The sequence below is a fragment of the Ferrovibrio terrae genome, from assembly GCF_943371255.1.
Classification (GTDB): Bacteria; Pseudomonadota; Alphaproteobacteria; order Ferrovibrionales; family Ferrovibrionaceae; genus Ferrovibrio; species Ferrovibrio terrae_B.
In genome coordinates, this window is sequence record NZ_CALRUC010000044.1 from 1 (window position 1) to 17,248 (window position 17,248).

At 64.0% G+C, this 17,248-nt stretch carries 16 protein-coding genes; 9 read left to right on the plus strand and 7 right to left on the minus strand.

Translation table 11 applies throughout. From position 1 onward, the window contains the following. From AAG799_RS11175 to AAG799_RS11185, 3 genes are all read left to right on the plus strand, one after another. A partial coding sequence (locus tag AAG799_RS11175) for a methyl-accepting chemotaxis protein (RefSeq protein WP_341895912.1) occupies positions 1 to 1,194 on the plus strand: 1,194 nt, incomplete at its 5' end. 83 nt (positions 1,195 to 1,277) lie between these two features. Next, positions 1,278 to 1,886, plus strand: coding sequence for a TetR/AcrR family transcriptional regulator (locus AAG799_RS11180; protein WP_341895913.1), 609 nt, complete (start codon positions 1,278 to 1,280; stop codon positions 1,884 to 1,886). A gap of 27 nt (positions 1,887 to 1,913) precedes the next feature. Next, positions 1,914 to 2,303 carry an MAPEG family protein gene (locus AAG799_RS11185; RefSeq protein WP_341895914.1) on the plus strand — a complete coding sequence of 130 codons (390 nt, stop codon included), beginning with the start codon at positions 1,914 to 1,916 and terminating at the stop codon, positions 2,301 to 2,303. A gap of 20 nt (positions 2,304 to 2,323) precedes the next feature. On the opposite strand, the gene AAG799_RS11190 is transcribed toward AAG799_RS11185, so the two are convergent. Continuing rightward, complete coding sequence (locus AAG799_RS11190) at positions 2,324 to 2,632, minus strand: hypothetical protein (protein WP_341895915.1); 309 nt, start codon at positions 2,630 to 2,632, stop codon at positions 2,324 to 2,326. A 42-nt stretch (positions 2,633 to 2,674) separates the two neighbouring features. Here AAG799_RS11190 and AAG799_RS11195 point away from each other — a divergent pair, with 42 nt between their 5' ends. Continuing rightward, the gene (locus AAG799_RS11195) at positions 2,675 to 3,598 is read left to right on the plus strand and encodes a cysteine synthase family protein (protein ID WP_341895916.1); all 924 of its coding nucleotides are present in this window, start codon (positions 2,675 to 2,677) and stop codon (positions 3,596 to 3,598) included. A gap of 90 nt (positions 3,599 to 3,688) precedes the next feature. Here AAG799_RS11195 and gltB read toward each other — a convergent pair whose 3' ends face one another. From gltB to AAG799_RS11215, 4 genes are all read right to left on the minus strand, one after another. Continuing rightward, a complete protein-coding gene (gene gltB / locus AAG799_RS11200; protein WP_341895942.1) occupies positions 3,689 to 8,170 on the minus strand; it encodes a glutamate synthase large subunit in 4,482 nt (1,493 codons plus the stop codon). A gap of 80 nt (positions 8,171 to 8,250) precedes the next feature. Then, on the minus strand, positions 8,251 to 8,679 hold the full coding sequence (locus tag AAG799_RS11205) for a hypothetical protein (RefSeq protein ID WP_341895917.1): 429 nt from the start codon (positions 8,677 to 8,679) through the stop codon (positions 8,251 to 8,253). After that, entirely contained in the window at positions 8,676 to 10,121 is a 1,446-nt protein-coding gene (locus AAG799_RS11210; protein ID WP_341895918.1) for an NAD(P)-dependent oxidoreductase, read from the minus strand. The genes AAG799_RS11205 and AAG799_RS11210 overlap by 4 nt, the downstream gene beginning before the upstream one ends. A gap of 338 nt (positions 10,122 to 10,459) precedes the next feature. Beyond that, the gene (locus AAG799_RS11215; protein WP_341895919.1) at positions 10,460 to 11,602 is read right to left on the minus strand and encodes an acyltransferase family protein; all 1,143 of its coding nucleotides are present in this window, start codon (positions 11,600 to 11,602) and stop codon (positions 10,460 to 10,462) included. Positions 11,603 to 11,644: 42 nt separating this feature from the next. Here AAG799_RS11215 and AAG799_RS11220 point away from each other — a divergent pair, with 42 nt between their 5' ends. Beyond that, entirely contained in the window at positions 11,645 to 12,538 is an 894-nt protein-coding gene (locus tag AAG799_RS11220; protein WP_341895920.1) for a LytTR family DNA-binding domain-containing protein, read from the plus strand. On the opposite strand, the gene AAG799_RS11225 is transcribed toward AAG799_RS11220, so the two are convergent. Next, positions 12,535 to 13,500, minus strand: coding sequence for a complex I NDUFA9 subunit family protein (locus AAG799_RS11225; RefSeq protein WP_341895921.1), 966 nt, complete (start codon positions 13,498 to 13,500; stop codon positions 12,535 to 12,537). The genes AAG799_RS11220 and AAG799_RS11225 overlap by 4 nt on opposite strands. Positions 13,501 to 13,577: 77 nt before the next feature. Here AAG799_RS11225 and AAG799_RS11230 point away from each other — a divergent pair, with 77 nt between their 5' ends. Continuing rightward, positions 13,578 to 13,799: a superinfection immunity protein gene (locus tag AAG799_RS11230; protein ID WP_341895922.1), complete on the plus strand. Its 222-nt coding sequence runs from the start codon at positions 13,578 to 13,580 to the stop codon at positions 13,797 to 13,799. A 5-nt stretch (positions 13,800 to 13,804) separates the two neighbouring features. Here the strand turns inward: AAG799_RS11230 and AAG799_RS11235 are convergent, their stop codons facing one another. Further along, positions 13,805 to 14,308 (minus strand): hypothetical protein, encoded by a 504-nt coding sequence (locus AAG799_RS11235; protein ID WP_341895923.1) that lies wholly within the window; start codon positions 14,306 to 14,308, stop codon positions 13,805 to 13,807. Positions 14,309 to 14,559: 251 nt separating this feature from the next. Here AAG799_RS11235 and AAG799_RS11240 point away from each other — a divergent pair, with 251 nt between their 5' ends. From AAG799_RS11240 to AAG799_RS11250, 3 genes are all read left to right on the plus strand, one after another. Continuing rightward, positions 14,560 to 15,270: a response regulator transcription factor gene (locus AAG799_RS11240; protein WP_341895924.1), complete on the plus strand. Its 711-nt coding sequence runs from the start codon at positions 14,560 to 14,562 to the stop codon at positions 15,268 to 15,270. 142 nt (positions 15,271 to 15,412) lie between these two features. Continuing rightward, positions 15,413 to 16,225 (plus strand): DeoR/GlpR family DNA-binding transcription regulator, encoded by an 813-nt coding sequence (locus AAG799_RS11245; RefSeq protein WP_341895925.1) that lies wholly within the window; start codon positions 15,413 to 15,415, stop codon positions 16,223 to 16,225. 2 nt (positions 16,226 to 16,227) lie between these two features. Further along, a complete protein-coding gene (locus AAG799_RS11250) occupies positions 16,228 to 17,238 on the plus strand; it encodes an extracellular solute-binding protein (protein ID WP_341895926.1) in 1,011 nt (336 codons plus the stop codon). Positions 17,239 to 17,248: the final 10 nt, after the last annotated feature.

The window sequence follows — 17,248 nt, forward strand, 5'->3', positions numbered from 1 at the left end:
GCGGAGGTCATTGGCGGCGATCGCGGCGATGAAATCGGCGATATCGCCCGCGCCGTCAGCGTGTTGAAAGAGAACGGCATTGCGGGCGACAGGCTGCAGACACAGATCGAGGCCGAACGCCTGCGCAACGAGGAAACCCGCATCGCACAGGAAGCCTCGCTCGACCTGTCGATCGGCCAGGTGGTGGCCGCGGCCTCCGCTGGTGAATTCGACCGCCGTATCGATACGACAGAGCTGAACGGCGTGATGGCCAAGGTGGGCCAGCAGATGAACGGCATGCTGGATACGCTGAGCAATGCTGTTGCCAATATCCAGACTACCGTGGCCGGGCTGGCCAAGGGCGATCTGCGCAGCCGCATGCAGGGCCGCTATGAGGGTGTCTTCGCCAGCCTGCAGACCGACCTGAATGCCATGGCAGATACGCTGACCGGCGTGGTGCAGAATATCGCAGTCGCCGCCGAAGCCCAGGGCAATGCCGCGGCCGAAATTTCGACCGGCAGCCAGGATCTGGCCGGTCGCACCGAGCAGCAGGCCGCCGCGCTGGAAGAAACCGCTGCGTCGATGCATGAAGTGACCGCCACGGTGAAGCAGAATGCCGACAATGCCCAGGCAGCCAACCAGCTGGCACTCGCCGCGCGCGATACGGCGGAAAAGGGTGGCAGCGTGGTGAGCGATGCGGTGGCCGCGGTGACCAAGATCGAAGCCAGCGCACAGAAGATCGCCGATATCGTGTCATTAATCGATGAGATCGCCTTCCAGACCAACCTGCTGGCACTCAATGCCAGCGTGGAGGCAGCAAGGGCAGGCGAGGCCGGCAAGGGCTTTGCCGTTGTCGCTCAAGAGGTGCGCGGGCTGGCGCAGCGCTCAGCCAATGCGTCGAAGGACATCAAGTCCCTGATCACGGAGTCGAATGCGCAGGTGAAGACCGGTGCGGCCCTGGTCAACCAAACCGGGTCGTCGCTCACCGATATCGTCACCGCGATCAAGAAGGTGAGCGATATCGTCGCCGAGATCGCCGCCGCCAGCAAAGAACAGGCGATCGGGCTGGAAGAGGTGAATGTGGCCGTCGCCAATATGGACGAGATGACCCAGCGCAACGGCGCCCTGGTCGAGCAGACTTCGGCCTCGGCCCAGGCGCTGTCCGCCCAGGCCGGCGAACTGATCCAGCAGATCGGCTTTTTCCGCACGAACTAGGGATTTATATCGCAAAAATAACAGGTTAGCTGTATTGTACTACGTTATTGAATGATCGTTCCGGAATTGCTATGCATGTCTTCATGGCAAGACCGAAATCCTTCGATGCCGATGCCGCCCTGGTGCGCGCCATGGAGCTGTTCTGGGAACAGGGCTATGCCGCCACCTCGATGGAGCAGCTGGTCACCGCAATGGGCATCAGCCGCCAGAGCCTGTACGACACCTTCGGCGACAAGCACCGCCTGTTCATGGCCGCGATGGACAGCTACTGCGCCATGCTGGAGGCCGCGATGCTGAAGCCCCTGAAGGCGCCGGATGCGGGGCTGCAGGCCTTGCACGACACCGGCTTAGGGATCATCGATTTCCTGATTCAATTCCCCAAGCGCCGCGCCTGCCTGATGGCCAACACCACGCTGGAACTGGCACCGCATGATGCCGCCGTCGCCGCAAAGGTGCGCGCGCATATGGACAACATGGCCGCTGCCTTTCGCCATGCCTTGAGCAATGCGCGGGCGCGCGGCGAGATCGCCGCCACGGCCGATGTCGATGCGCTGGCGAAATACCTCGTCGGTATGGCGCATGGCCTGATGGTGATGGCGAAAAGCGGCGCCACCCGCGACACGCTCACCGGCATCGCCATGACCGCCGTGCTGGCGCTGCAGCCCGCGCCTGAATTTCGTCCCGCCACCTGACAGTCACACCAGAGAAGGAAGACCCCAATGACCACCGACATGATCATGCTGATCGCCTCAGCCGCGCTCTGCATCCTGCTTGCCCTGCCCTATACGATGGGCTTCATCGCCACGCGCGGCCTGCTGACGGTGGCCGGCAACCGCGAGGATTTCCCGGCCGGTACCGGCTGGATCGGCCGCTCGCACCGCGCCCATCTCAACATGGTGGAAAACCTGGTGCCGTTTGCCGCGCTGGTGCTGGCGGCGGCGGCCACCGGCAAGGCCGATGCCTGGACCGCGCTGGGCGCCCAGGTGTTCTTCTACAGCCGCGTGTCCCATGCGGTGGTCTATATCGCCGGCGTGCCGTGGCTGCGGACGCTCGCCTACTTCGGCGGCGTGATCGGCATGGCACTGGTGCTGTATGGCATCGTGACCTGACAGCTAAAGGGTGAAGCTGGCTAGTCCAGCTTCACCTTGCAGGTCTGGCCGACAGTGATGGTGGCGGCCTTGGCCGACACCGAATGACGGCAGCGCAGACGGCGATTGGCGCTGTCGTAGATTTCCACGGTGATGCCCTCAGGTTTGCGCGGCTCGAAACAGTCGCGCTGGCCCGGCATCAGGTTGGGCTTCACATAGATCGGCATCGGCGGGCCACCGGCCTGGATGCTGATCGGCGTCGATCCTTCATTGGACACGCAGAAGGCCGCAGCCGGGCCGGCAGAGCAGACAACGGCGAGAGCAAAGGCGAGCGTGGCGGGTTTCAGCATGGCGCGCAGCCTAGGCCCAAGTCCTGAAAGCGGAGTTAAGAGATGAGCATCCTGGACCTGATCGGCAATACCCGGCTGATCCCGCTGCGCCACATGCTGCCGCCGAAAAGCGCCAGAATCCTGGTGAAACTGGAAGCCGAGAACCCGACCGGCAGCATGAAGGACCGCATGGCGCTGGCCATGGTGGAGGCCGCCGAACGCGACGGCCGGCTGCAGCCGGGCGGCACTGTCGTGGAATATACCGGCGGCAGCACCGGGGTGTCGCTCGCCTTTGTCTGCGCCGCCAAGCGCATTCCGCTGGACCTGGTCACCTCGGAAGCCTTCTCCAAAGAGAAGCGCGATCACATGAAAGCCCTGGGTGCGAAGCTGACGCTGGTGCACAGCCCGACCGGCGGCACGACCAAAGCGCTGACGCTGGAGATGATCGAAACCGCGCGGCAGATCGCAGCCGCCAGGCCCGGCAGTTTCTGGACCGACCAGTTCAACAATACCGACGTGCATCCGGGCTATGCACGCATGGCCGATGAAATCTGGCAGCAGGGCGAAGGCCGCGTGGATGCCTTCGTGCACAGTGTCGGTACCGCCGGGTCGTTCCGCGGCGTGATCACGCGGCTGCGCGCGCTGAATCCGCAGCTGCATGCCGTGGCGGTCGAGCCGGCGGAATCCGCCGTGCTGTCGGGCGGCCCCAGCGGCAGCCACAAGATCGAAGGCACCGGGCCGGGCTTCGTGCCGCCGCAATGGCAACCGGCGCTGGCCAATGAGATCGCACCGGTGTCGAGCACGGATGCGATGGCGATGGCGCGCCGGCTGGCCCGCGAGGAAGGCATTTTCGCCGGCACCTCGACGGGTGCCAATCTGCTGGTGGCGCTGCGCATCGCCGAACGGCTCGGGTCGGACAAGACGGTGGTGACGATTGCCTGCGACAGCGGCATGAAATATCTCAGCACGGCGCTGTATGCGGCATAAGCAAAAACGCCGCCGGGATTGCTCCCGACGGCGTTTCCGCTTCCCTGGGCCCGGCCAATTGGGGCAGGCCGGAACCAGAAGTCCTGCGCGTTACGCGCTCTTGGCTGCCTCTGCCGCCACCTTGTCGCTGAGCGGATGCTCCAGCCGCGCGATCATTTCCTTCGGGCAGACCTGCCAGAACTTGCTCTTCACCTGGTCCCAGTCGGCGAACAGGTTGTTGGCATAGACCGACTGCGTCTCGCGGATATGCTCCTCGATCAGGCCGCGCAGCACGCCGTCCCAGTAGCTGGAGGCGATGCGCTGGTAGACCACGCTCTCGTCGTTGATCGCGATCGGGAGTTCATCCTCCGCATCGTAGACAAAGGCCATGCCGCCGGTCATGCCGGCAGCGAAGTTGTCGCCCACCTTGCCCAGAATGGCGATGCGGCCACCGGTCATGTATTCGCAGCCGTTCGAGCCGCAGCCCTCGATCACCGCGGTGGCGCCCGAGTTGCGCACGGCGAAACGCTCGCCGGCCTGGCCCGCCGCAAACAGCTTGCCGCCGGTGGCGCCATACAACACCGTGTTGCCGATGATGGTGTTCTCGTTCGTCACCGGCATCAGCGGCGAGGCCGGCGAGGGCCGCACCACGATCATGCCGCCCGACAGGCCCTTGCCGACATAGTCATTGGCATCGCCGAACACTTCGAGCTTGAGGCCCTGCACGGCAAACGCGCCGAGCGATTGACCCGCAGAGCCCGTCAGGCGCGCGGTGATATGGCCGGGCTTGAGCCCCTTCATGCCGAACTTGCGCACCAGATGCGAGCTGAGCCGCGTGCCGATGGCGCGATGGGTGTTCCGGATATTGTAGGCGAGCTGCATCTTCTCGCCATGGCTGAACACCGGCGCGGCATCGTCCAGCATCTGCGCATCCAGCGTATCCGGCACCTCGTTGCGGCCTTCCAGCGTGCAGAAGCGCGCATGCTCGCCGCTGTCGGCCTGGGCCAGGATCGGATTGAGATCCAGATCGTCGAGATGCGCGCCGCCGCGGCTGACCTGGGTGAGCAGGTCGGTGCGGCCGATGATCTCCTCCAGCGACTTCACGCCGAGGCTGGCGAGAATCTCGCGCACCTCTTCGGCGATGAAGCTGAACAGGTTGATCACCTTTTCCGGCGTGCCGGTGAATTTCTGCCGCAGCGCGTCGTTCTGCGTGCAGACACCGACCGGGCAGGTGTTGGAATGGCACTGGCGCACCATGATGCAGCCCATCGCCACCAGGGCTGCTGTGCCGACGCCGTATTCCTCGGCACCCAGCATGGCGGCGATGACGATGTCGCGGCCCGACTTGAGCCCGCCATCGGTGCGCAGCTTCACGCGATGCCGCAGCTTGTTCAGCGTCAGCACCTGGTTGACTTCCGACAGGCCCATTTCCCAGGGCGTGCCGGCATATTTCACCGAAGTCTGCGGCGAGGCGCCGGTGCCGCCGACATGGCCCGACACCAGGATGATATCGGCCTTGGCCTTGGCGACGCCGGCGGCAATGGTGCCGATGCCGGCTTCCGACACCAGCTTGACGGTGACCTGGGCATCGGGATTGATCTGCTTCAGGTCGTAGATCAGCTGCGCCAGATCCTCGATCGAATAGATGTCGTGATGCGGCGGCGGCGAGATCAGCATCACGCCGGGCGTCGCCAGACGACGCTTGGCGATCAACTCGGTGACCTTGAAGCCGGGCAGCTGGCCGCCTTCGCCGGGCTTGGCGCCCTGGGCGACCTTGATTTCCAGCTCGCGGCAGTTGTTGAGATATTCCGCCGTCACGCCGAAGCGGCCGGAGGCCACCTGCTTGATCGCGGAATTGGCGTTGTCGCCATTGGGGCGCGGCTTGAAGTTTTCCGGTGCCTCGCCGCCTTCGCCGGAATCCGACTTGGCGCCGATACGGTTCATCGCAATGGTCAGCGTCTCATGGGCCTCGGGGCCGAGCGCGCCGAGCGACATGCCGGGCGTGATGAAACGCTTGCGGATTTCGGTGACCGATTCCACCTGCTCGATGGGGAGCGCGGCCGCCGCCGGCTTGATTTCCAGCAGGTCGCGCACCGAGATCGGCGGCAGCTCGCGCAGGCCCGCCGTATACTTCTTGAACAGCGCGTAATTCTCGCTGCCAACCGCGGTCTGCATCATGTGGATCAGGTTGGCTTCCCAGGCATGGGCCTCGCCGCCGCGGCGGTAGCGGTAGATGCCGCCGACCGGCAGCGCGGTGACATCGGCGCGGAAGGCCTTTTCGTGCAGCGCCAGCACCTTCTTCTGGATGCCGATCAGACCAATGCCGGAAATGCGCGAGGGCATGCCGGGGAACAGGTCGGCCACCAGCGAGCGGCTGAGACCCAGCGCCTCGAAATTGTAGCCGCCGCGATAGGAGCTGATCACCGAGATGCCCATCTTGGACATGATCTTGAGCAGGCCGCCATCGACGGCATCCTTGAAGCGGTTGATGGCTTCCTCGGCCGTCAGCTTGCCGAGCAGGCCGCGATTGACGCGGTCGACCAGGCAGGCTTCGGCCAGATAGGCATTCACCGTGGTGGCGCCGACGCCGATCAGCACGGCGAAGTAATGCACGTCCAGGCATTCACCCGAGCGCACGGTGAGCGAGGTGAAGGTGCGCAGGCCCTGGCGCACCAGATGGCTGTGCACGGCACCGGTGGCGAGGATCATCGGGATGGCGGCGCGAGCGGCATTCATGCCCTCATCCGTCAGCACGATATGGGCGGCACCGCCGCGCACGGCATTCTCGGCCTCGGCGCGGATGCGCTTCAGCGCATCGCGCAGGCCGGTGTCGCTGACGCCGGCCTCGATGGCAAAGGTGCAGTCGATCTTCGCCGTGCTCTTCTCGGCGTATTTCAGCACCTTGCCGTAATCGGCATTCGACAGGCAGGGCGATTCCAGCAGCAGGATGGCGACCTGCTTGGCATCTTCATCCAGCACGTTGGTCAGGTTGCCCATGCGGGTGCGCAGGCTCATCACCCGCTTTTCGCGCAAGGAGTCGATCGGCGGATTGGTGACCTGGCTGAACTGCTGGCGGAAGAAATGATGCAGGCCGCGATAGTGTTCGGACAGCACCGCAATCGGCGTGTCGTCGCCCATCGAGCCGACCGCTTCCTTGGCGTCTTCCGCCATCGGATGCAGGATCAGCTCCATATCCTCCAGCGTCAGGCCGAAGGCCAGCTGGCTGCGGCGCAGCTCATCCTTGGAGAAGGCCTTGGCGGTGGGCGCCGTATCCTTGATCTTGTCGAGCGTCAGGATGTTCTTGACCCACTCGCCGTAAGGATGCTCGCCGGCCAGCTTGTCCTTGATCTCGCGGTCGAGATAGAAACGGCCCTTCTTCAGGTCGATGGCGATCATCTCGCCGGGACCGACGCGGCCCTTCTTCACCACCTTCTGCTCCGGCACCGGCACCATGCCGGTCTCCGAGCCGACGATCAGGAGATTGTCGGTGGTGACGGTATAGCGGATCGGACGCAGGCCGTTGCGGTCGAGACCGGCGACCGCCCAGCGGCCGTCGGTGGCGCAGATCGCCGCCGGACCGTCCCACGGTTCCATGATCGAGTTGCAATAGGCATAGAGGTCGCGATGCGCCTGCGGCATCAGCGGCTTGTTCGAAGTCGGCTCCGGAATCAGGATGGTCTTCACCATCGGCGCATTGCGGCCAGCGCGCACCAGCACCTCGAAGACGGAGTCGAGCGCCGCAGAGTCGGACGAACCCGACTGCACGATCGGCTTGATGTCATCGGAGAAATCGCCAAAGGCCTCAGAGGCCATCTTGATCTCGTGGCTCTTCATCCAGTTGACGTTGCCGCGCAGGGTGTTGATCTCGCCGTTATGGGCGAGCATGCGGAACGGCTGGGCCAGACGCCAGGTCGGGAAGGTATTGGTGGAATAGCGCTGGTGATAGATGGCAAAGGTGCTGACGAAACGCTCGTCCTGCAGATCGGGATAGAAATAGTCGATCTGTTCGGCGAGGAACATGCCCTTGTAGATCAGCGAGCGGCAGCTGAGCGAGCAGATGTAGAAATCGCTGATATGGGCGGCCAGCACCAGCTTTTCGATGCGGCGGCGGATCAGGAACAGGTCGCGCTCGAAGGCGCCGTCATCCTTGGCCAGGCGGTTCTCGATCAGAACCTGCTCGATCTCGGGGCGCGTCGCATTGGCCTTCTCGCCGATGATGGTGGCATCCACCGGCACCTGGCGCCAGCCATAGATGCCGTAGCCGAAATCAAGGATCGCGGTCTCGACAATCGTGCGGCAGGTTTCCTGCGCCGACAGATCGGTCTTGGGCAGGAAGACCATCCCTAAGCCCAGCTTGCCCTCGCCCGGCTCGAAGCCCGAGCGACGCACATGCTCGCGGAAGAAATCCTGCGGGATCTGCAGATGGATACCGGCGCCGTCGCCGGTCTTGCCATCGGCATCGACTGCGCCGCGATGCCACAGTGCCTTCAGCGCGGTGATGCCGGCGGCGACAACACTGCGATGCGGCTGGCCGTCCAGCGAGGCAATGAGGCCGACGCCGCAGGCGTCATGCTCGTCCTCGCGGCGATACATGCCGGTATCGGAGAGATGCTTGGCGGTGTCGTTCCACTGCTCGACGTAGCTCTTCTTGATGTCGGTCATGGTAGACTCCTTCAATCTTGCAACAGGGCGGCGGCTTTATCGAAGCTGTCGTAATAGCTCAGGCTTCGTATCCACCAGTTCTTGTCGTCACGCAGGAAACGCCACTGCACGTAAAGCTCGGTCTCCCGATACCGGATGTAGGAGACGACCAGTCGATGCGTGGTCCCATAGGCCTTGTCTTTCAGTGTCTCGGTCATCACCGCGGCACCGTAAGTGCCAAAGCCGGCCGTGAGGCTCTGCATAGCGTTGACGAATACCTGGCCGTGTTCGGGCTTTTCCGATGCCTGGCGGATAGCCTGCTGGATGGCAGGCACATCCTTCTTCAGCATCATGCCCGCGATCTGTTCGGCCCAGATCTTCGGTTCGCCCTGGATTTGTCCGTGCGCCTGCGTGGCGAACACCGTCGCAGCGAGAGCGAAAATGACAGCGCGAATACTCATTCCGCCGCTGCAGCCGCCGGCTGCGCCTTGGCCTGGATATACTGGTGGATCGCATCGGCGCAGTCGCGGCCGTCGCGGATCGCCCAGACCACCAGGCTGGCGCCGCGCACGATGTCGCCGGCGGCGAACACGCCCGGAATATTGGTCATCTTGCTGCGCGCCGAGATCTTCACGGTGCCCCAGCGGGTGACTTCCAGATGCGGCGCCTTGAAGGCCTGGGCCAGGTCTTCCGGATCGAAGCCGAGCGCCTTGATGACGATATCGGCCGGCTGGTCGAAATCGGAGCCTTCGATTTCCACCGGCATCTGGCGGCCGGAAGCATCAGACGGGCCGAGCTTCATGCGGCCGGCATGCACGGCGGTGACCTTGCCCTCGCCGCGGAAGCTTTTCGGCAGGCTGAGCCAGACGAATTCCACGCCCTCTTCCTCGGCATTCTTCACTTCGCGCATCGAGCCCGGCATGTTGGCCTTGTCGCGGCGATACAGGCAGTGCACGGCGGTGGCGCCCTGGCGGATCGCGGTGCGCACGCAGTCCATCGCGGTGTCGCCGCCGCCGATCACGACGATCTTCTTGCCCGCCGCATTCAGCGTGCCGTTTTCATACTCGGGCACCTTGTCGCCCAGGCCATGCTTGTTGCTGGCTGTGAGATAGGTCATCGCCGGCACGATATTGGAAAGGCCCGAACCCGGCGCCTGGATGTCGCGCGCCTTGTACACGCCGGTGGCGATCAGCACCGCATCATGCTTCTTGCGCAGCTCATCCAGCGTGGCATCGCGGCCGACCTCGAAATTCATATGGAACTTCACGCCGGCGGCTTCGAGCAACGCCGAGCGGCGCTCGACCACGCTCTTCTCAAGTTTGAAGTTCGGGATGCCATAGATCAGCAGGCCGCCGGGGCGGTCGTAGCGGTCATAGACATGCACCTGATAGCCGAGCCGGCGCAGCTTGTCGGCCGCCGCCAGGCCGGCAGGACCGGCGCCGACGATACCGATGCTCTGCGCACGCTCGCCATTCACCGGCTTGGGCGCCTGCACCCAGCCCGACTCCCAGGCCTTCTCGGTGATGTATTTCTCGATCGAGCCGATGGTGACGGTGCCATGGCCCGACTGCTCGATCACGCAGTTGCCTTCGCACAGGCGATCCTGCGGGCAGATGCGGCCACAGATCTCGGGGAAGGTATTGGTCGCCTGGCTCAGCTCATAGGCTTCTTCCAGCCGGCCTTCGGCGGTCATGCGCAGCCAGTCGGGGATATTGTTGTGCAGCGGGCAATGCACCTGACAGAAGGGCACGCCACATTGCGAGCAGCGCGAGGCCTGCTCGTTGGCCTTGGTGGCGGCGAATTCGCGGTAGATCTCGTCGAAGTCGTGCGCGCGCTCCGAGGCGCTGCGCTTTTCCGGCATCGCCTGGGCGGTCTGTACGAACTTCAGCATCTTCTCGGCCATGGCGCGCTCCGCATGACCTGCCGGCTGGTCGAAGGGAAAAAGGGGCGGCAGGTCGGGTCTTGGGGACAGAGACACCCCGGGGCGACAGGGTCCCGGCACCTTCAGGATGCAAAGAACCGTCGAACTGGGGCGGAGCGCAACTTTTATTGCCCAATGCCGCCATGATCAAGCATAAAATCTCCGATAGGTCACATTTGTTGACCTTTTCGATTCTTGCGCAGGGGGTTTGTGGGCCTGCGAACGGGTTTCAGCTGTCACATACCCTAATATTAGGACCGAATTGAGACTATATGCTATTTAAGCCTTTGATTCCGCGAATACCCTGAGCGGCATTGGATTCAGGCAGGCTGAACTGCCCGCCGCAGGCCAAACAGCGGCCGCAGCCAGCCGACCCGGCGCACCGCCTCGTAACCCGCCCAGCAGCCGGCCATCGTGGCGCCCGCCAGCAGCGCCGCCTCGCTGCCGGCCGAGAGGCCAAGGCCGCTGATCCGGTGGCCCAGCATCACGATGATGGTCTGGTGCAGGATATAGAAGGGGAAGATCGCGTCGGTGAGATAGCGGCGGAGCGGCGTATCGACGTTCAGATGGCGCCGGGCAAAGCCGAGCAGCATGACGATCCAGGCCCATTGATCCAGCGCCCAGATGAAGGGCCGCATCCGGCCGCCCGTATCGGTCAGTACCACCAAGACCATGACGGCATACATCGTCACGGCCAGCGCCAGCGCCAGCCAGCGCAGGCGTTCGAGGCTGAGCCAGATGCCCTCCTGCCGCGCGATGCCATAGCCGAACAGGAACAGCGACAGATACAGCGCATGCAGATACCAGTCGTCGACCAGCGCATGGGTCTCGCCAAAGACCGGCCGCAGCACCAGGCGCAGCGCGCCGATCAGCAGCGGCGGCACCAGCAGCAGCGCCATCGGCTGGCGCAGGGCGACAGCAACACCGCGCAGGGGCAGCGCATGCAACAGCGGCCGCAGCGCGATCACGATCATGGTGTAAACCCAGAGATAGGCGACGAACCACAGGTGATTCCAGGTCGGCACGATCAGCGGCCGGCCATCGACGCGCCAGCCGCCATGGAAGCTGATGTATTTCGCATAGAAGGCGAACACGCCCTCGCTGTAGCCGAGCTTCTCGACGATCTCGGCATAGGTCTGCGGCGGCACGATCACCAGCATGCCAAACACCAGCGGCGGCAGCAGGCGCCAGCTGCGCTGCCGGGCCATGCGGCCGCGCGTCATGCGGTCGGCCATGAAGCGGGTGGCGCAGCCGGCGATCAGGAACAGCAGTGCCAGCCGCCAGGGACTGGTCAGCAGCATCAGCGGCTGGATCTCCGGGCCGGCATGGCTGCTTTTGACATGCCAGGGCCAGGCGACGAAAAACATGCCGATGTGATAGAAGATCAGCAGCCCGAAGGCGATGATGCGCAACCAGTCGAGATCGTAACGCCGTGCATCCTTGTGCAACCCAGTCTCTGACATGAATCCTCTCGCCCATACCGTCACCAGCCCTCAATGCCTGCGATGACGGCGGACACCAAGACCGATGGGATGAGCGGCGGGTCGGCTGTGACGAGCGGCGGACCGGATCGCGGCACCGCGGAATACATCGGTTTTTCCCGCCGGTTATGGCTCGGCTATGGCTTGGCCCTTATCCTGGCGGCGGCGCTGGGTGCGTCTTCCTTCTGGATCGAGGACACCCGCAACGGCATCGCCGCACCGGCCTGGTGCTATGCCGTGACCGAGGCAACCAGCGTGGGCATGCTGTTTGTCCTCACGCCCCTGCTGCTGCGCCTGACCGCCTGGCTCGACCCGCGCCGGATCGGCTGGCCGCGCACCCTGCTGGGCCATCTCGCCGGTTTCGCCCTGGGCAGCACCGCCCATATCGCCGGCATGGTGGCCCTGCGCCTGCTGCTGTTTCCGCTGTTCGGCCGCAGCTACAGTTTTGGCACGCCCGGCCATCTGGGCCTGCAGATCCTCTACGAGATCCGCAAGGATGCGGTGATCTATCTGGGCATGGTGGCACTGCTCTGGCTGGTCGCCCGCGCGCGGCGCCGCGCGCAGGTCACGGTGATCGTGCAGCCGGCCACCGCATCCTCGGCGGCGCGGCTGGAAATCCGCGACGGCGCGCGGCGCATCTGGGTCGATCCAGCCGAGATTCTCTGGGCGGAGGCGGCGGGCAATTATGTCGAGTTGCATCTGGCCGGCGCCAGCCATCTGCAGCGGCAGACATTGGCGGCCCTCGAGCAGCAGCTGGCCGATCAGGATTTCGTGCGCATCCACCGCTCGCGCATCGTCAACCGCCGCCATGTGCGCAGCGTGGCCGGCAATGACAGCGGCGATTTCACCGTGACGCTGGATGACGGCCGCCAGATCGCCGGCGGCCGGCGCTGGCGCGATGCGCTGATGACGCCTTAGCTGAAGCGCGGCTCGAATTTGCCGCCGCCGCGGCGGTAGCGATAGAGATAGGTCTCGATCACGCCTTCCACCGGGGTGGGCTGGGTGACGCCGAGATCCTTCAGGCCTTTCGCGCCTTCCGTCACCACATTGTCTGCCTTCAGCAGCTCGATCTGGTCGCGCGTGATCGGCGGCGCAAACAGCGGCTGCAGCTCGAGCGCAAAGGCCAGCGGCTTGAGCGCGAAACCGGGCACCGGCACGAGCAGGCGCTTCTTGTGGATGGTGTCGAGCGTCAGCTGCATGATCTCTTTCATGCTGTAGACCTTGGGCCCGCCCAGTTCATAGGTCTGGCCGGCCGCCGCATCATCCAGGGCGGCCTGCACGACAGCGGCACCGACATCGCCGGCATAGACCGGCTGCAGCTTCGTATGGCCGCCATCGACCAGCGGCAGTACCGGGGCGAAAGCCGCGAGCGCTGCAAAGCGGTTGAAGAAATCGTCTTCCGGGCCGAACACCACACTGGGACGGATGATGGTGGCCTGCGGCATATGCCGGCGCACCCCGGCCTCGCCGGCCGCCTTGCTCTGCGCGTATTTCGAACCGCTGGCGGCATCGGCGCCGATGGCGGAGAGATGCACCATCTTTTTCACGCCGGCTTCTTTCGCACAGAGCGCGATCACCTCGGCGCCGCGCGCCTGCACGGCACCGAATTTCTGCGCGCCGCCCTCATACAGGATGCCGACGCAGTTGATGACGATATCGGCGCCCTTGACCGCGGCCTGCACCGAGATCGGCATGCGGATATTGGCCTGCACGATATCGATCTGGCCAACCGCGCCCATCGGCTTGAGGAACAGGCCCTCTTCCGGGCGACGGATGGCGACGCGCACCCGGGCGCCCTGCTGGGCCAGTTTCTGCACGACATAGCGGCCGATAAAGCCGGAGCCGCCGAAAACGGTGACGAGCTGGTTGCGCAGCGACATGGGGGCACCCCTGCAGGCAAAAGTAGTTTCTCTGGCCCGGACTATAGCGATTTTGCCGTGCCGGCCAAGAGTTTGCGGTGCAGCAGGGGGTGGTCTATCGTCGGCCGATGGGCGCCGGATTCCCCACTGTTGTCATGGGCCTGCTGATCGGCACCGTGTATTTCCTGCCCAGCCTGCTGGCCTGGCGGCGCCAGCATCCATGGCGGCAGAAAATCATGCTGGCCAACCTGCTGGTCGGCTGGACCGTGATCGGCTGGGCGGTCTGCATGGGGCTGGTGCTCAGCCGCCGGGCCGGCTGATCACACTAGGCCGCCATGGCATCGTCATCCCGCACCCGGGGCAGCCGGGGCAGATAGCCGACCGCGGCATCGATCGTCGTGGCGAAGCGCAGGCCCCGAAAGGCATAGGCGATCAGATCGACTTCGGCATCCTCGCCATCGTACCAGGGGCCGACGATATGGATCGCATGCTGCTGCCGCGACAGCCCGGTCCCGTCAATCATGCGCATGGTCAGGGTCAATGCCGAGGTCGCGGGGTGTCTCTCGTCGATCTGCTGATAGGGAATCATGAGATTGGCTTGCATGCGGCGCTCGAAAGCCTGCAGCTGGCGTTCGAAACGCTGGTCGGACGCCACCTCGTCATAGGCGGCGTCTTTCAGCCAGCAGGCGGTTTTGCCGCGAAAACAGATGAGAGTCTCAACCAGCCGCGCCCGCAGCAGGACGGCGTCCTGCAGGCCAAACTTCTTCTCGGCGGCCAGCATCATGCGGCCGAGCCCCACCAGAACCAGTACGGGCGATCGCTGTTGCATCACTCTTTTCTCCGATTCGCAACCGGAAGCCAGCGGCTTCCGCAGGCAATCCATAGGGACAATGTCAGGCGGTGATGTTAGGCGACCACATCCCTGAAGACGAATTATAAAGCAATAATTCCAATGGATTACGCGTTTGTAACGACGCAAACATGTTCAAATATCAACCTGACGCTCAAGGTCCGCTGCTGGTATTGATCTCCCGCCGCCGCTTGAAACCAAGAAGCAAAACGGGCGGGCAGAGAGTGGAAATGCCAGAACGCCAGCACATCCTGATCGTGGATGACGACCCGCGGATACGAGAGATCGTGAGCAGTGCCGTTGGCACCATAGGATATCGCTGTTCCGAGGCCGGCAGCGGCGAGGAAGCCCTGCGCGTGATCGGCAAAGAGAATGTCGATCTGGTCATTCTCGACCTGTCGATGCCGGGCATGGATGGCCTGACGGTGCTGCAGGGCATGCGGCAACAGGCCAGATTCCCCATCATCATTCTTTCCGGCCACGAAGACCGCGATCACAAGATCGAAACCTTCGTTGCCGGCGCCGATGATTACATCACCAAGCCGTTCGATCCGGTCGAACTGGCGGCGCGCGTGTTCGCCGTGCTGAGGCGCAGCACGGCCACGCACAAGCCGCAGCATGATGAAGATTTCTATTTCGACCGCGCCCGCGCGCAGATCTGGCACATGAACAAACCCCTGCGCCTGTCGGCGATGGAGTTTCGCCTGCTCGGCATGCTGCTCGATCACGGCGGACAGACACTGCCCTTCGAGACCATCGTGAAGGAACTGTGGGGCCAGGACAGCACCCAGGCGCGTGCCGCCCTGCGTGTACTGGTCTGGCGCCTGCGCAAAAAGATCGAAGCCCAGCCCGACGACCCCAGCCGTCTGCTGACCGAAGAGACCGGCTACCGGATGCGGCTGGAAGGCACTCAGACGCCCACCGCAGAGGCCGCATCGTAACCCTTTGATTTTGTTGAATCCGAGTCCTGTGGATAATGTTCATTTGACGACACAAAATGTTCATGTGATGGTCATTTGAACGAAATAAGCGGCTGGCAATGTTCAAGTGAACATGACGGGCCGCACGGGACAGGAAACACCAATGGGCGCCGGATTACCGGCCGACGACCGCGCGCGCGCCATCATCGAGCGGGTGCGCAGCCAGGGCTACCAGACCATCGAGGCGCTGGCGGCCCAGTTCGGCAAGACCACCCAGACCATCCGTCGCGATGTGAACCTGCTGTGCGACCGCGGGCTGCTGCGCCGCAAGCATGGCGGCGTCGAACTGCCGCCCGCAGACGAGAATCTCGCCTATCCCGCCCGCCAGGTGCTGAACATCGACGCCAAGCGGCGCATCGCCGATCTGGTGGCGCGCGAGGTGCCCGACAATGCCACGCTGTTTTTCGGCATCGGCACCACGCCCGAGCAATGCGCGCTGGCGCTGACCGATCATCCCGGCCTGCGGGTGATGACCAACAACCTGAATGTGGCGATGGCGCTGGCGCGCAATCCCTCCTGCGAGATCACCATCGCCGGCGGGCGCCTGCGTAATCTGGACCGCGATGTCGTGGCGGCCGAGGCACGGGATTTCTTCAGCCGCTTCTCAGTCGATATCGGCATCTATGGCGTCGGCGCCGTCGCCGATGACGGCACCCTGCTGGATTTCGGACTCGATGAAGTGGAAATGCGCCGCAGCCTGGCGCAGCACTGCCGCCAGCGTTTCCTGGTGCTCGACCATTCCAAATTCGGCCGCGACGCCACCGTGCGCGGCGGCCATATCACCGAGGCCACGGCTGTCTTCACCGACAGGCCGGTGCCTCCCGCCATTGCCGGCCAGTTGAAAGAAGCCGGCATCCGTCTCGTCGTCTGGTCCGACGACGCCATCCACACTGCACCTACCAACGGGAGAGGCTGATCATGTTGAAACGTATCTTACTGGCGACTGCGCTGGGCATCGCTGCCCTCGGCAGCATCGCCGACGCATCCGCCCAGCAGCGCGCGATCTGCTACAACTGCCCGCCGGAATGGGCCGACTGGGGCTCGCAGCTCAAGGCGATCCAGTCCAAGCTGGGCATCACCGTGCCGGCGGATAACAAGAATTCCGGCCAGGCCATCGCGGCATTGATCGCCGAGAAGGCCAATCCGGTCGCCGATGTCACCTATCTGGGCGGCATCGCCGCCGACCCGGCCAAGGATGCCGGCGTGCTGACGCCCTACAAGCCGAAGAACTGGGACAAGATCCCGGCCGACCTGAAGGATGCCGATGGCAACTGGTTCACCATCCATTCGGGCACGCTCGGCTTCTTCGTCAACAAGCAGGCGCTGGGCAACAAGCCGGTGCCGCAGAGCTGGGCCGACCTGCTCAAGCCCGACTACAAGGGCCTGGTCGGCTATCTCGACCCAACCTCGGCGGCCGTCGGCCAGCTTGGCGTGATGGCGGTCAATCTCGCGCTCGGCGGCAATTACGACAACCTCGATCCGGCGATCAAGTATTTCAAGGATCTGGCCAAGAACCAGCCGATCGTGCCGAAGCAGACGAGTTATGCCCGCGTGATCTCTGGCGAGATCCCGATCCTGCTGGATTACGACTTCAATGCCTATCGCGGCCAGTATACCGACAAGGCGCCGGTGCAGTTCGTGATCCCGAAGGAAGGCAGCGTGGTGTTCCCCTATGTGATGGGCCTGGTCAACAAGGGGCCCAACGCGGAGAATGGCAAGAAGGTGCTGGATTTCGTGCTGTCGGATGAAAGCCAGGCGATGTGGGGCAATGCCTATCTGCGTCCGGTCTTCGCCCAGCATCTCTCGGCCGAAGCCAAGGCGAAGTTCCTGCCCGATGCCGATTATGCCCGCGCCAAGCCGATCGACCTGAAGAAGCTGGCCGCCGCGCAGGCCAAGATCGTCGACCGCTACAAGAACGAAGTGAACTGAGACAAGAAAC